Genomic DNA, 15,847 nt, shown 5'->3' on the forward strand with positions numbered 1-15,847 from the left:
GATGCGGGGGAGTGTCGCGTGGTCAGAAGACGGGGCAGAGTCGTCGGTACGGCATTGGCGATCGTGGCGTCGGTGTTCGTCTCCACAGTTGGCATACCGGGTGGGCTGGTCGCGCCGGCTGCGGCGGCTGAGCTTCCGGAAGCCGAGAAGGAACCCTCCGTCAATGGAAACCCCGTCCCGGTGGGGCCAGAGGTGAAGGGCGCCGAGGACGTGCCACCCCCGCCCAAGCCACCCGCTCCCATCTGGCCCGAAGCCGGAACAGCCGAGATCGTCGTCCCCGCGGGCGCCCCGCAGGTGGCCGCCTCCGGTCTGCCGGTGAAGATCGGTGCGCCCAAGCTCTCGTCGGCCGCCGCGCAGATGCGGTCCGAGGTCGTGGCCGCGCCCGCAAAGGTCCGGGTCGAGAACCTCGGCCAGGCCGTCGCGGCGAAGATCGGCGGACACGGCATGGCCATGCGGATCAGTCGCGCCGATGGGCTGCGGGGCGAGGCTCCGGTCGCGGTAACCGTCGACTATTCGAAGTTCCGGAACACCTCCTCTTCCCATCTGGCCCTCGTCGAGCAGCCGTCCTGCGTGCTTGTGACCCTCACCGAGGAATGCTGGAAGAAGGTCGGCAAGGAGCGCCGTCACCTCCCCGTGGTGAACGACACCAAGGCGGGCACCCTGACGGCCGAGGTGGCGGCAGGTGCGGGCGAGTCGGTGATCATGGTCGCGCAGGTGGCAGCCGCCACCGACGGATCGACCGGCGGTTCCTTTGAGGCGACCGACCTGAAGCCGTCGGGCACTTGGCAGGTCGGCCCGTCCGGCGGCGCCTTCACGTACTCCTATCCGATCGCAGTGCCGCCGGCGCCGGCAGGTGAAGGCCCCAAGGTTTCGCTCGACTACTCCTCCTCCACCGTCGACGGGCTGAGCACCTCGACCAACAACCAGTCGTCGGTCGTGGGTACCGGCTGGGACCTCGGTATCGGCTTCATCGAGCAGGAGTTCGAGGCGTGCGGCGACGATCGCTGCTGGGGGCCGGCCGACCCGGGCGATTTCTCCTACTCCAAGCTGACCCTGTCGCTCGGCGGGCGCTCCACGGGACTGGTCGAGGACTACTTCGGCTGGAAGACCGTGGAGGACTACGGGTGGAAGATCGAGAAGATCGAGGAGGGCGCCGAGTCGGAGATGCCCTACTGGCGTATCACCACACAGGATGGCACCACCTACCGGCTCGGCTACCGGCGTGACGCCAGCCTCCAGAACCCGTTCTTCGGCGACGATGTGGAAGAGCCGTGTAACGAGGGTTACGCAGAGCCGGGCGACGAGGAATACGCCGAGGTCTGTTACGCCCCCTATCGGTGGATGCTCGACCAGGAGATCGACCCTCGCGGCAACGTGATGGACTACGAATATGAAATCGACTCCGACTTCTACTGCTCGATGCGCCTTTCCTTTGAGGACTGCTTTCAGGAATACGACCGCAGCGCCACCCTCACGTCGATCACGTACGGCTCCAACGTCAACCAGTGGCAGTCCAACCCGACGGCCCAAGTGCTCTTCGGATATGGCTCGAGGGAGTTCAACGGGAGCACGGACATTCCGGACCCCGAAGAGGACCCCGGTTGTGGGGCCAATCCGATCTGTGGACAGGGCCCCACGTTCTTCACTGAGAAAAGACTGACCTCGATCACGACGCAGGTCCTCGGTTCGTCCAGCCCGGCCGATGTCATGCGCTATGACCTGACGCACCGCTGGATCACGAGCCCCGGCGGCTGGTACAACGTCCACCCGATGTTGTGGCTGGACAAGGTCCAGCAGACCGGGCGCGCGGGAAGCGCCCCCGAGATCTCGCTTCCCGCAGTGAAATTCGCCTCGATTCTGCTGGACAACCGGCGGAACTACACCGCCGCCGAGGCTAACCGTTCGCAGATGCCGCGAATCAGCTCGGTCACCAACGAGATGGGCGGGCGGACCGACGTGACCTACGGTCAGCCGTCGGGCTGTGGCCTGACCACCGAGACCCCGGCCTCGATTCGTGACAACGGCGGTTACGACTGTTACTGGAAGCTGGAGTCGACCTATACCGATGCGAACGACGTCTATCACGAGCTCGGCGGCGTCTGGAACAAATGGATGGTCACCAAAGTCGTGGACAAGGACCTGGTCGGCGGCTCGCCGGACCAAGTGACATCCTACGATTACGTCGGCTCGCCCGGCTGGACCCTCCCCGATCTGCGTACCCGCGTCGGCGGCGCGTGGAAGAACGACGACTGGACCCGCTTCCGCGGCTACCCGACCGTGCGCACGGTCAAGGGCGCCGGCACCGACCCGGCCGGCTACAGCGTCACCAGCTCGACCTTCTTCCGTGGTATGTACGAGGACCGCGTCGTCGGCAACGGCCGGCGCCTGACCCAGATCGCCGACTTTGAGGGCAACTCCTACCCCGACCGTGACGTCCTTGCTGGTCGGCCCCTCATGGAACAGACCCTCCGGGTACTGACCATGAACGGTTCCACCCCCGCCACGTTCGCGGAAGAGGAGGGGAAGCGGCACGAGTACGAGGTCATCGTCACCGGCGACGGGTACGAGGGCGAGGAGCCGTCCTTCGTAAACCAGACCAAAGAGGTCAGCCGGGAGAAGGTCAGCGCGGGCTGGCGGTACATCGACAAGGAGACGGTCTACGACGAGGACGCCCTGCCGGTCCAAGTCAACGACTTCGGCGAGCGCGGGGTCGCCTCCGACAACACCTGCACAGAGACCACGTACGCGAAGAACACCACCAACGGTGCGTGGATGATCGCCTACCCGGCTTCCGAGACGCGTCGTAAGGGTGACGACTGTTCCGCGGGCGCTCTCCTGGGACGGGTCGTCAAGCTTTATGACGGCGCGACGAGCGAGAACGTGAACCGGCCCACGGCGGGCCTGCCCACGCAGACCCGCGAGTACACCAGCGCTACGGCCTTCACCACTACCAAGGCCACCTACGATGGCTACGGTCGGCCGACTTCGTCGACCGACCAGTTGAACAAGACGACCACCACCACCTACACCCCCGCCTTCGACTGGCCGACCGGCGGTGTCAGAGTCACCAATCCGCTTGGCCACACCACCACGACCTGGGAGAATCCCGAATTCGGTCAACCGGTCGGCTTGCGTGACCAAGCCGGTCACGACACCAACATCGACTACGACCCTCTCGGCCGGACCATCGCTCTCTTCAGCCCTGCCCAGCCCAAGACCGGTGGGGTGGCAGCGGCCACGGTGGCGTACACGATTCCGGTCGACGGTTCCGGCGTGGTGAATGGTCCCGCGCGCACGGCGGTGTCGAAGATCCAGGCGGCGAACACATATCGCATCGTTTACACCTACGACGACGGTCTCGGCCGCACCCGCGAGACTCAGGTGGCGTCCCCTGCGGGCGGCCGGATCGTCAACGCGACCATCTATGACGCCCGTGGCCTGACTTCTGCCACCAGCGGCGCCGCGCACAACAGCGCCGCACCCGGGAGCGGGCTGCTCAACGCTGCGATGACGGCACTGCCACAGTGGAACAAGCAGACCTATGACGGCGTCGGCCGCGTGGTGGTCTCCGCGGACATGACGGGTTCGAGCGAACTGCGGCGCACCACCACGAACTACTTCGGCGACAAGACCGAGGTCATCCCGCCCGTCGGGGGCAAGACCGTCAGCTACACCGACGTTGAGGACAGGGTGACCAAGATTGAGGAGTGGCTCACGGGCGTCGGCACCACCCCGGCCGCCCTCCAAGGGCCAGCGGCGACCAGAACCGGCGCTGGCCGCACTCTCTTGGCCGACCGCACGACCGCCGACTCCCTGACCTTCCGCAACTCCGATGGAACCCTCACCACGGAGTTCTCCTCGGGACCGGCCCGCGTCAAGCAGGCCGACGGCACCTGGGCGGACATCGACACGACGCTGGTCGAGGCCGGTGGAGTGCTCAGGCCGAAGGTCGCCGCCGCGACCGTCGAGATCTCCGCAGGCGGGAAGGGCACACTGGCCCGCCTCGAAGGAGGCAAGGGGGAGAAATTCGCTCTCGAATGGCTCAGCACGCTGCCGAAGCCGCAGGTCAAGGACAACGTCGCGACCTACGTCGACGCGGCGGGGCCTGACGCCGATGTGGTGGTGACCGCGTTGAGCTCCGGATTCCGGCATGACGTGGTGCTGCGCAAGCCGCCGGCCGGGCCGGTGGAGTATCGCCTGCCGGTCGTCGCCGGGGGCATGACCCTGACGAAGTCTGCCAGGGGCGGCTTGGCGCTGGAGGACGCAGCCGGGAAGACGGCCGCCTCCGCTCCCGCGCCGTTCATGTGGGATGCGAGCGGAGTTCGCGGCCGTACCGGAAAGATTTCGACGGAGATCGTCGACGAGGGCGGGCGGCAGGTGCTCGTGCTGCGACCCGACCCCGCGTTCCTCGCCGACAAGGCCACGGAGTACCCCGTTACCGTCGATCCCACGACAACCCTGCCTGTGGTCAGTGACACGTGGATCACCGACGACCAGGACGACACCGGGGCCGCGAACGACTCGGATCCGACCTTGATCGCGGGCACGGACGGCTTTGAGGGCCTGTTCATGCTCCCCTTCCGGGCTTACCTCAGCTTCAACACCTCAGAGCTGGTCGGCAGCACGGTTCAGTCGGCATCCCTGACCCTTGACAAGGAAGACGCGACCGGGTGCAGCGGCGGCATCCGGGCTCAGCGGATCACCGGTTCGTGGACCGTCCAGAATCTTACCTACCAATCACAGCCGGCGGTCACCACGACGGAGCAGGTCACGGGGACGGAGTCGTCGTGTTCCGCCTCGGGCACCATGACCTGGAACGTCCTGCCGTTCGCGCAGGCGTGGGCCTCGGGCTCGGCCAACAACGGCGTCATGCTGCGCGGCGTCGATGAAAGCAACGTCAATGCGCTGTTCTTCCGGGAGTTTTCCTCCAACGAGTCGTTCGGCGGAACCCCGCCCTCCCTGTCGGTCACCTACACCCCGCCGGGTTCCGCGCCGACCACGTCGCAGCTCGCCGTCGCTCCTTTCAGAACCGTTTCCGGTACGACCACCGCGACCTCCCTCACCCCCCAGCTCGCCGCCACGCTCAGCGACACCGTCACCGGCCCGTTGACGGGTGAGTTCCAGGTCGAGCACGACCCCTCTGTGCCCGCCCAGGGCTCAGGCCAGATCTGGTCCGGCAGTGTCTCGGGCGTTGCGGTGGGTGGTTCGGCCGCCGTCGTCCTGCCCGGTCTACAGCAGGGTTGGCTGGTCCGATGGCGGGTCCGGGCGGTCAACCCCGGCCAGTCGGGAAGCTCCTCCTGGTCGTCGTGGCAGACCTTGCGTATCGATCCGGGGGGTGCCCTGCAGTCGACGGTCGCGCCCCTTGCCCACTGGAAGTTCGACGGCAACGGCGGCGACGCGACCGGAACCCCGGGCCGCACCGCGACGCTGGGCGGCACGTCGTCGTGGACGACCGGCCTGCTCGGCGGTGCACTGGCCGCGACCGGAGGCGCCAACAGCGCCTCGACCACGGGCTCGGTGATGCGCACCGACCAGTCGTACACGATCTCGGCCTGGATGCGGGTCGAGAACGCCGGCCTGTACGAGCCGGTGCGGCAGAACGGCACCAACCGGTCCCAGTTCTCCCTGGGTACCACCGCCGCCGGCCAGCTCCAGATGCGGGTCAGCGCCAGCGACAGCACGAGCGCGACCACTCAGGGCGTCACGGGGGGCAGTTACCCGACCAAACGCTGGTTCCACCTCGCCGGCGTCTACGACCGGACGAACAACCAGGTCCGGCTGTACAGCAACGGCACCCAGGTCGGCAGCACCACCAGCGTGCCCAGCAGCTACGGCTGGCAGGCCGGTGGTCAGGTCAAGTTCGGCCAGGTCTTCAACGGCCAGATCGACGACGTCCGGATCTACCAGAGCGCGCTGAGCGCGACGGAGATCGCCAACATCGCGGCCGGTAACCGCGCCCCCGACCGGACCCCGGTCATCGACCAGTTCGGCGCGACCGGCACCAACACCCTGACCCCGACCTTGTCGGCCCGCGTCTCCGAGCCCGGCGGCCAGGCGTTGCGGGCCGAGTTCCAGGTGGAGCACGACGGCACGCAGGTCTGGGCCGGCGCCAATGACAACGTGGCCTCCGGGACCACGACGACCATCCAGATCCCGTCCGGGAACCTGCAGGATGGGTGGGAGGTCCGCTGGCGGGCCCGCGCCGTCCGGGGCGACACGTCGTCGGCGTGGGGCGCGTGGCAGACCTTCACGGTCAACACGCCGAAGCCGACCGTCAGCGCCCTTCAGCTGACCCCGTCGATGGTGGTCGGCGGCCAGACCGTGACGTCGACGGTGACGCCGCAGCTCAAAGCGACCGTGACCGACGCGGGCGGAGCGGCCCTACGTGCCGAGTTCGAGGTCGAGCAGCCTCACGAAACCTCGGCCTGGACCGGGAACGTGGCCACGGTGGCGTCCGGCAGCCAGGCGTCCATTACCGTCCCGGCCGGCGAACTGGTCGACGGCGTCGCGGCGCGATGGCGTGTGCGGGCGGTGAACCCGAACGGGAACGTCGCCGGGTCGTGGTCGTCGTGGCAGGACTTCATCGTCGACACCCCCGATCCGACGATCAGCGGCCTCCAGACCGACCCCTCGTCGGTCATGGGTACGGAGACGGTGACGCCGAGCCTCACCCCGAGTCTGCGCGCGACCGTATCCGAGCCGGGTAACGGACAGGTCAGAGCCGAGTTCGAGCTGGAGCACGACGGCCAGCAGATCTGGACCGGAACCTCGGGCGACGTGGCGTCGGGCGCGGTGGTGTCCGTGGCGGTGCCATCCGGTGAACTGACCGACGGCTGGACCGTCCGCTGGCGCGCCCGCGCGGTGACCACCGCCACAGGCTCCGCGTCGGCATGGTCGGATTGGCAGACGGTCAAGGTCCAGACCGGGCCGGTCGACCCTGCCCCGGCGGTCGGGGCGCTGGAGCTCACACCCTCGGAAATGGTCGCGGGTGAGCGGGTCACGACGAGTCTCACCCCAACCCTGAAGGCACAGGTCAGTGACCCGGCGGGCGGGACTCTGCGGACTGAGTTCGAGATCGAGCACAACGGCACCCAGGTCTGGGCCTCGGCCGACGAGGAGACCCCCGCGGGCCAGCAGGCGTCGATCACCGTTCCCACTGGGGAACTGACCGACGGCTGGACCATCCGCTGGCGCGCCCGGGCTCTGAACGGGACCGTCGCATCGGACTGGTCGGCCTGGCAGGACGCGCGCATCGACCGGCCCGACCCCACAGTCAGCGACTTCTCCGCCACCGAGTCCCTGACGCCGGAGCTCAAGGCGAAGGTCGTCCACCCTGAGGGCGGCACAGTAAACGCCGAGTTCGAGGTCGAACACGACCCGTCGGTGCCGGCCCAGGGGGTCGGTCAGATCTGGGCTGGCGCGGATAATGACGTGGCATCAGGCGCGACCGCCTCCGTGACCACCTCGGCCATGACGGAAGGCTGGAAGGTCCGCTGGCGAGTCCGGGCCGTGACCTCCGACGCAGGGACCTCGGCATGGTCGGCATGGCAGCTCTTCACCGTGACCGACGGAAATGCGATCCCGACCGTGACCGGCGCCCGCACCCAGCCGGCCGACTTCCGGTCACTAACTCCCGCGCTGATCGCGACGTTCGCAGTGGCGCAGGGACAGGTGGGCGGCGAGTTCCAGGTCGAACACGACCCGACCGCTCCGAGCCAGGGGACCGGGTTGATCTGGTCGGGGAACGTGGCCGGGGCGACCGCGGGCAAGGAAGCGGCCGTGACGGTGCCGAGCGGGCTGCTGCAGGACGGATGGAAGATCCGCTGGCGGACCCGCGCGGTGCGGGGAACGGCGGCTTCGGAATGGACGTCATGGCAGACGGGGACGGTGGACGCTCCCGATTACTACACCACGACCTTCAAGTACGACGAGCGGGGCAACCTCACTGAACATGTCGACGCCAACGGGAACGTCAGAACCTTCGAATTCGACCTGAGGGGCAAGGAGATCTCCGGCACCGACCCGGACGCGGGCCAGACGGCGTCGGGCTACGACGCCGTCGGCCGTCTGATTTGGACGACCAACGGAAAGGGCGAGAAGGTCTCGACCACCTACGACGACGCCGGGAGGAAGACCGCCGTCTGGTCGGGAGACCCGGAGACGGGGACGAAACTCGCCGAGTGGGTCTGGGACTCGTTGACCCCGGGAAAGATCACCTCCGCGACGAGCTTTCACGACGGTCAGCCTTTGAGCACCACCATGACCGGCTATGACCTTATGGGGCGTCCGACTGGTGCGACCGTTTCAGTGCCCTCGAGTGAGGGTGATCTGGAAGGCGCATACACGATCAAAAAGACCTACAACGAGGCCGGCCAGGTAACCGAAACGGAGATGCCGGGCGTCGGTGGTCTTCCTGCGGAGAAGCTGACCTCCGAATTCACTCCGCTTGGGTACGCCGACCGGCTCACCTCAACCATCGGCACGTATGTCTATGACACCGCCTACACGCCGACCGCGCGGATGTCCTCGCGTTCGTATGGGTCCAACGGCAAGATCAAGCGTACACTTGCCTGGGATGAGTCCACCGGTTGGCTCAACCGGGACACCGTTCAAACCGGCGCGGACACGGGGAGCCCGATCACCCGCCTGGACGACCAGTACACATATGACGCCGCTGGCGATATCAAACAGATCTCGGACGCGGTTTCGGTGGCCGCCGGGGGATCAGGCCAATCCGAATGCTTCTCCTACGACGGAACCCGCAGGCTCTCTGCGGCCTTCACCACCATGGCGACAGGCTGCGCGGCGGGGCCTGATGGGGCGGGGTTCGAGCCCTACAGCCAGAAATACGGCTACGACGGAGTCGGCAACATCACGATGATGGCCGACGGCAACACGACCTCGACCTACACTTATCCGGGCGGAGCCACGCCGGTTCGCCCGAACGGCACATCCACCATTACCCGAGCGGGTGGCTCTGGCTCCGGAGTGGACACCTACTCCTACGACGACGCCGGAAATCTCCTTACTCGCACCGCCTCGAACAGGGCGACCTCATTCACCTGGAACCCCCTTGGCCAAATGGAAAAGGCCACGGTCGACGGCGCCGAAACCCGGATGGTCTATGACTCGGAAGGGGAACGTCTCATCCGGCATGATCCTGACGGCACCTCGACCCTCTACCTCGACGGCATGGAAGTCCGAGCGAAAAATGGGCAGCTCAGTGCGACCCGCTACTACACCACCGCCGACGGAGCGGTCGTCGCCCTGCGTTCTACCACTGATGGTCAAGACGGTGGGCTCAAGTGGCTGACCAGCGGCCTCCACGAAACGGCACAGCTGGCCATCGACGACGAGGACGGCCAGGTCAATCGCGAGCGTTATCTACCGTTCGGGAAGCGGCGCGGCGCCGATGACCTTTCATTCACTGATCGTGGTTTCCTTGGGAAGATCGAGGACGACGCCACCGGGCTCGACTATCTTTCCGCCCGCTACTACGATCCCGCGACCGGCAAGTTCATATCCATCGATCCCATGCTCGACCTGCGGAAATCCCAGTGGAGCAATCCCTACGGGTATGGCGGCAACAATCCGATCGGCCTGTCGGACCCTACGGGCCTCATGATGGACCCGACGTGTTCCCGGTTCTCGACTCAGGCAGAAATTGAGAAGCAGTGTCTCGCCTCGTACACGAAAGCACACTGGGATATCGTTAAGGAAGCGGCCAAGTATAAAGTCAAGAATGCTCCGGTCTGGACGGATGCGAAGGCTGCCCATTATGCGCGCCTTTACTATACGGACCCAAAGGCCGCAGGCGAGTACATTCATGATTTCAAGAAGAAGTATGTGGCGGCCTACAAGGATGTAATCAAAGCGGCGGCCGCAAAGTACGGAATTCCTGCGTGGGTGCTCGCCGGCGTGATCTATGAAGAAGTGGGTGGAGATCCGCCATTGGCCGACAGGGGCGGGGCTTACAAAAATGGCGCCGCCAACACCTCTTTTGGTGACGTCTCTATGAATCTCGGCACCGCTGCCTGGATGCTTGGGTACGACAAAAGCAAGGGGTTCGACGCTGATGCGGGTACACTGTCGCCGGCTCTGAGAAACCGGCTCATCAATGCGCTCCAAGACCCTGTCCAGGGAATTTTCATGGCAGCGGCCTATCTGCGCAAGCTGACACCTCAAGCTGGTCCCTGGACGAGTTCGACCGCGCTCAAGGCGGCAGCAAGCTACAATGGCGGACCAAACGGGTCAGGTAGCAAAAAAGCGCAGCAATATGGGCGCCGAGTGGTGAACAATCGGGCGATGCTGGAAGGGTTGTTGAAGTGAGCAATGAGCTCGCTGAAAGAATGGATCGGCAGGCGAAAATACTCAGGGAGCGGCTGTTCTACTGGTCCTACGTGGTCGGTGGAGCTCTGCCGATTTCGATGGGTTCGCTCTTCCTGGTCCATCGATACGCGTCGACGGACGCTCCGCAGGTCGATCACGATGCGGTGGCCGCGATGCAGGTACTCGTCGGCTTCGGCATGATTCTCATGCTGGGTGCGGTGATACACCGGCGGCGCTCCAAGAAGTCCTGGATCGTCCCAGGCCTCTTTCTGGCCTGGGGCTCGTTTCGCCTGATCTGGCTGCAATGGCTGGTGCCATAGAGGCGCCTTCTCGGGACCCTGGGCGCTGACTCGGCAGTCGTCTATGCTTCAGCCAGCCTAAGGCAGCGCCCTGTGCCGCGTCCTCAACGTCGATCCCGACACGGTCAGTGCGGAGACGCAAACCGTCCGCCCACGTCACCGACGCGAGCACCCACGGGCGTCGTCTCACGACATCTCCTCCTCGGCCCGGCGGTTGGAGATCAGGTAGTACACCATCAACATCATCAGCAGCGCCGACAGCAGCAGCACGAGCGAGGCCCCGAGCTCCTTGCGTGTCCCGCCGAGCAGATAGAACTCGATCTGGTTGGCGATCATCGTCGTGGTCGGCGACCCCGACACGAGCGTGTTCGTGTAGTAGTCGCCGAACATCGGCAGCGCCGTGATGGCCGACGCGGTGAGCAGTCCCGGCCGCGACAGCGGCAGCGTCACGTGCCAGAACGCCCCCCGTCCCGAACAGCCCAGGTCCCGCGCCGCCTCCAGCAGCAGCGGGTCGATCCGGTCGAGCGTGGAGAACAGGGGCACGATGAAGAACGGGATGTACCCGTAGACCAGCGCCAGCACGACCGTCACCGGGTTGCCCGACAACCACCGCACCGGCTCGTCCACGATCCGGGTGAACAGCAGCAGGTCGTTGACGTAGCCGTCGTCCTGGAGCAGGTTGAGCCAGGCCAGCATCCGGGTCAGGTAGTTCACCCACCACGGCGCGAGGATCAGGCCGAGCAGCAGGGCCCGGTGCCGTCCGGCGTGCCGGGAGACGTAGTAGGCCACCGGATAGCCGATGGCCACGCACAGTCCCAGGGCGAGGGCGACGTAGAGCAGTGTGCGGAGGAAGACCGGCCGCAGGTCGCCGGCGACCGAGCGGGTGAGGATCTCGGAGAACGCGGTGAAGTCCCAGTAGCGGGGGTCCCATTCCGGTACGGGCGCGTTGAAGACGGGGTCGGTGTAGCCGAAGGCCACGGCGGCGACGGCGTAGAAGGGCACCGCGAACAACAACACGAGCCAGAGCGTGCCGGGCGCCGCGAACAGCGCCCACATCCTCCCGCCTCGCGACCTCCGGAGCGGGTTTTCGGTCACTGGCCTGCCTTGAACCGCGACCACGTGTCCAGCCAGACCGCCTCGGCGGCCGGCGAGATCTGGAAGATCTGCCGGCTGCGGGCGTAGACGTCCGGCGTCACGATGGCCGACTTCAGTGCCTCGGTCACGAACTCGTCGGTCACCATCTTCTCGGGCGTGATCGCCGACAGGGCCGGCTGGTAGCCCGTGAAGGAGAAGTTCTCCTGCGCGACCGCGGGATCCAGCAGGTGGTTCAGCAGCAGGTGCGCCAGCACGGGCTTGGTCGCGGAGGCCGGTACGGCGAGGGAGTCGGTTCCCACGACGCCGAGGTCGTCGGACGGGTACCAGTAGCCGAGCACGTCCGCGTCCACCCCCTTGGGCAGGTAGGACTGCGCGTTGATCATGTCGCCCGACCAGCAGTGGTGCACCGTCGCCTGGCCTTCGGCCACCAACTGGTAGGCCGCGATCCCGGTCTTGATGTTCATCAGCGGCACCAGCTCCGAGAGCCACGTCCCGGCCTGCCTGATCTTCGCGGGGTCCTCGGTGTTGATCTCCCGCGACCCGTTCTTCAGCATCGCCAGGGCCAGGCCCTCGCGGTGGTCGTCGATCAGGTACGCCTTGCCCTTGTACGCGGGGTCCCAGAGCAGCCCGTACCCGAACCCGGCCGTCACCTCGTCGGCCCGGTATCCGACCCCGGAGGTGTAGGCGCAGTAGGGCACGGAATACCGCGACCCCTCGTCGTAGAAGGGCGACTGGAGTTGCGGCCAGGCGTTGGCCAGGTTCCCCAGATAGGTCTTGTTGAGAGGCTGGAGCAGCTTCCCGACGGCGGCCTTGCCGATCACGTCGGGTGTCGGGAACCACACGTCGAACGACGCCCCCGGCGTGCGGAGTTTGGAGATCGCGTCTTCCATCGTGTTGAAGGTCGTCACCTCGACCTCGACCCCATGGGTCTTCCCGAACGCCTTCAGCACGTCGGGCGAGACGTACTCGGGATAGTTCAAGATCTTCAGCACCCCGCCGGACTCCGGGGAGAGCCCGTCCGCGATCTGCGGGATGTCGTCGTGCAGCGGCAGGGCGCCGGGTGAATCCGTTCGGGTCAGCGGCACTGCGGAGGACCCCGTCGAGCGGCCGGGCCGCTCGCCTCCACATGCCGCCGTCGCAGCTAAGGCGCTGACCAGCAGAAACCTGCGTCGATCCATGCTGTTTCCTTTTCCGGTACCGAATCTCCTCTTGCCAGACTGACTGGTTGCCCAGTTAGTCTGACGGTGTGGCCCCCATGGGCCGCAAGGCGTGCGGGCACAAGTTTTCCGGGTCGTAACGCCATGCAGAAGGGGTATAGCCGGTGAAACACGCATACGACGCGATCATCATCGGAGGCGGGCACAACGGGCTCGTCGCCGCGGCCTATCTCGCCCGTGCCGGACTCTCCACCCTCGTCGCCGAAGCCCGCCGGGTCACCGGCGGCGCCGCCACGACCGAGACCCCGTGGGGCCCCGAGTTCAAGGTCACCGCTCTCTCGTACGTCATGAGCCTGATGCCCCCCACGATCCTGCGTGACCTGCGGCTCAAGGAGCACGGCTATGACGTGATCCCCATGGGGCCCAGCTTCGTCCCCTTCCCCGACGGCCGTTCCCTGCAGACCGAGACGGGCGATCCGGCCCGTGACCACGCCCAGCTCGCCGCGTTCTCCAAGAAGGACGCCGACGCGATGCCCCGCTACGAGGCCTGGCTCCAGGGCGTCGGCGACGTCCTGTCCCCGCTCCTCATGCGCACCCCGCCCAACGTCGGCTCGACGCGGCCGAAGGACCTGATCGACCAGCTCAGGCTGGCCTGGGGGTTGCGGGGGCTGCGCACGCGGGGCACCGCCGACGCGGTCCGCCTGTTCACCATGTCGGTCGAGGACCTGCTGAACGAGTGGTTCGAGTCGCCCGAGGTCAAGGGCGTGATGTCGATCAACGGGGTCATCGGCACCTGGGCCGGACCGGCCGAACCGGGCACCGCCTACGTGATGATGCACCACACGATCGGCGACGTCGGCGACGGCCGGATGGGGTCGTGGGGCTACCCGATCGGCGGCATGGGCGCGGTGAGCGACGCGATCCGCCGGTCGGCCGAGGCCTTCGGCGCGACGATCATCACTGAAGCCCCGGTCGGAAATATCCTCATAAAAGGGGGCAGGGTCGTGGGGGTCGCCCTCGAAGACGGCCGCGAGTTCACCGCCCGGACCGTCGTCGCCGCCACCCACCCCAAGACCACCTTCCTGAAGCACGTGGGCCGCGACCACCTGCCCGACGACTTCGTGACCGACATCGAACGCTGGCGCTCCCGCTCGGGCGTCGTGAAGATCAACGTGGCCCTCTCGGAGCTCCCGGTCTTCCCGTCCGACCCCGGCGCCGACCTGACCGGTTCGGTGGAGCTCTGCCACTCCATCGAGTACGTCGAGCGGGCCTTCCAGGACGCGAGGTCCGGCGTCGCCGCTCGCCGGCCGTTCTCCGACTCGGTCATCCCCTCGACGGTCGACCGCACGCTCTGCCCCGAGGGCACCCACATCATGTCGATGTTCACCCAGTGGGTCCCGCACACCTGGAACGAGGAGCCCCGCACCGAGGAGCTCGACGCCTACGCCGACCGTGTCATCGACGGCTACGACCAACTGGCCCCCGGCTTCACGGCCTCGGTCATCCACCGCCAGGTCATCGGCCCGCACCAGATGGAACACGAGTACGGCCTGCTCGGCGGCAACATCTTCCACGGCGAACTCTCACCCGACCAGCTCTTCCACCTGAGACCCGCCCCCGGCTACGCCGACTTCACCACCCCGGTGAGGGGCCTCTACCAGTGCGGCTCGGCGACCCACGGCGGCGGCGGAGTGACGGGCATCGCCGGCTACCTGGCCACCCGCAGAATCCTGAACGACCACAAGAGGTGGTGGAAGCGATGATCCAGGCTCTCCGGAAAACGCTGAGCGCCCTGGCCCGACCGGACCAGAGGGCCGGGGCCGTCACTGGGTGGTGCAAGCGATGAACTCCGCTCCCCTCGACCTCGACGAGGTCCGTGAGTGTCTCAAGGCCCCGGGTCAGATGCTCCCGCAGGCCGCCTACACCGCCGACGACGTCCTCGCCTGGGAGCGCGGAGTCATCTTCGCGGGGGGCTGGGTCTGCGCCGGGCGCTCGGCCGACATCCCGAACCGGGGCAGGAGGGCCGTCGCCGTCGGCGACGACTCGGTGCTGCTGGTACGCGACGACGACGCCACCCTGCGCGGCTTCTACAACGTCTGCCGGCACCGCGCCCACGAACTGCTCCCGTGCGGTTCGAGCGCGACGGGCCGGTTCATCGCCTGCCCGTACCACAACTGGGTCTACGACCTGAGGGGCGACCTGCACCGCATCCCCGGGGAGCCCGCGCCGAAGCTGGGCCTCGCCGAGGTGCCGGTCACGGAGTGGCACGGGTTCGTGTTCGTCAACGCCGACGGCCAGGCGCCGCCCGTCCACGACTACCTCCACGGACTGGAGGACATCGTGGCCCCGTACACGCCGGCCGAACTCGACGTCGCCGCGTCGCACGAATACGAGCTGGACGCCAACTGGAAACTCGCCGTCGAGAACTACCACGAGTGTTACCACTGCCCGGCGATCCACCCGGAGCTCTGCGCCGTGAGCCCGCCGGACAGCGGCGACAACTACGTGCCGACCGGGTTGTGGGCGGGCGGCCGCATGGACCTGGTCGACGGCGCGGAGACCATGTCCATGGACGGCAACTCGGCGGCCGGACCCCTCCCCGGCATCACCGGCGAGCGGCTCAGGATCGTCGAATACCTCCATCTCTTCCCCAACCTGCTGCTCAGCCTCCATCCCGACTACGTCATGACGCACGTCCTCGAACCGCTCACCGCCACCCGGACCAGGGTCACCTGCCAGTGGCTGTTCCCCCGGGGGACCACCGACGTCGGCTACGCCGTCGACTTCTGGGATCTCACCAACCGCCAGGACTGGCAGGCCTGCGAGGGGGTGCAGCGGGGAGTGGGCTCGCGCGGTTACCGGCCGGGGCCGTTCTCCGCCGACGAGGACGTCACCTTCCAGTGGATCGCCACGGTGGCGACCGCTTATCTCACGGGCCGCGCGCCGGCCCTGCCCGAAAGGATCTGA

At 66.9% G+C, this 15,847-nt stretch carries 6 protein-coding genes; 4 read left to right on the plus strand and 2 right to left on the minus strand.

The annotated features are described in order from the left end of the window. Positions 1 to 18: 18 nt before the first annotated feature. Positions 19 to 10,329: a LamG-like jellyroll fold domain-containing protein gene (locus AW273_RS05495; protein ID WP_198168014.1), complete on the plus strand. Its 10,311-nt coding sequence runs from the start codon at positions 19 to 21 to the stop codon at positions 10,327 to 10,329. Beyond that, a complete protein-coding gene (locus AW273_RS05500) occupies positions 10,326 to 10,649 on the plus strand; it encodes a hypothetical protein (protein ID WP_157555581.1) in 324 nt (107 codons plus the stop codon). Before AW273_RS05495 ends, AW273_RS05500 begins: the two co-directional genes overlap by 4 nt. 165 nt (positions 10,650 to 10,814) lie before the next feature. Here AW273_RS05500 and AW273_RS05505 read toward each other — a convergent pair whose 3' ends face one another. Next, entirely contained in the window at positions 10,815 to 11,684 is an 870-nt protein-coding gene (locus AW273_RS05505) for an ABC transporter permease (protein WP_062345829.1), read from the minus strand. 35 nt (positions 11,685 to 11,719) lie between these two features. Beyond that, positions 11,720 to 12,808, minus strand: a complete 1,089-nt coding sequence (locus AW273_RS05510; RefSeq protein ID WP_062345832.1) for a polyamine ABC transporter substrate-binding protein — start codon at positions 12,806 to 12,808, stop codon at positions 11,720 to 11,722. A 236-nt stretch (positions 12,809 to 13,044) separates the two neighbouring features. On the opposite strand from AW273_RS05510, the gene AW273_RS05515 reads away from it, so the two are divergent. Beyond that, a complete protein-coding gene (locus tag AW273_RS05515; protein WP_062345834.1) occupies positions 13,045 to 14,643 on the plus strand; it encodes a phytoene desaturase family protein in 1,599 nt (532 codons plus the stop codon). A 79-nt stretch (positions 14,644 to 14,722) separates the two neighbouring features. Continuing rightward, entirely contained in the window at positions 14,723 to 15,847 is a 1,125-nt protein-coding gene (locus tag AW273_RS05520; protein WP_062345836.1) for an aromatic ring-hydroxylating oxygenase subunit alpha, read from the plus strand.

Source organism: Herbidospora yilanensis (assembly GCF_001570565.1).
Taxonomy (GTDB): domain Bacteria; phylum Actinomycetota; class Actinomycetes; order Streptosporangiales; family Streptosporangiaceae; genus Herbidospora; species Herbidospora yilanensis.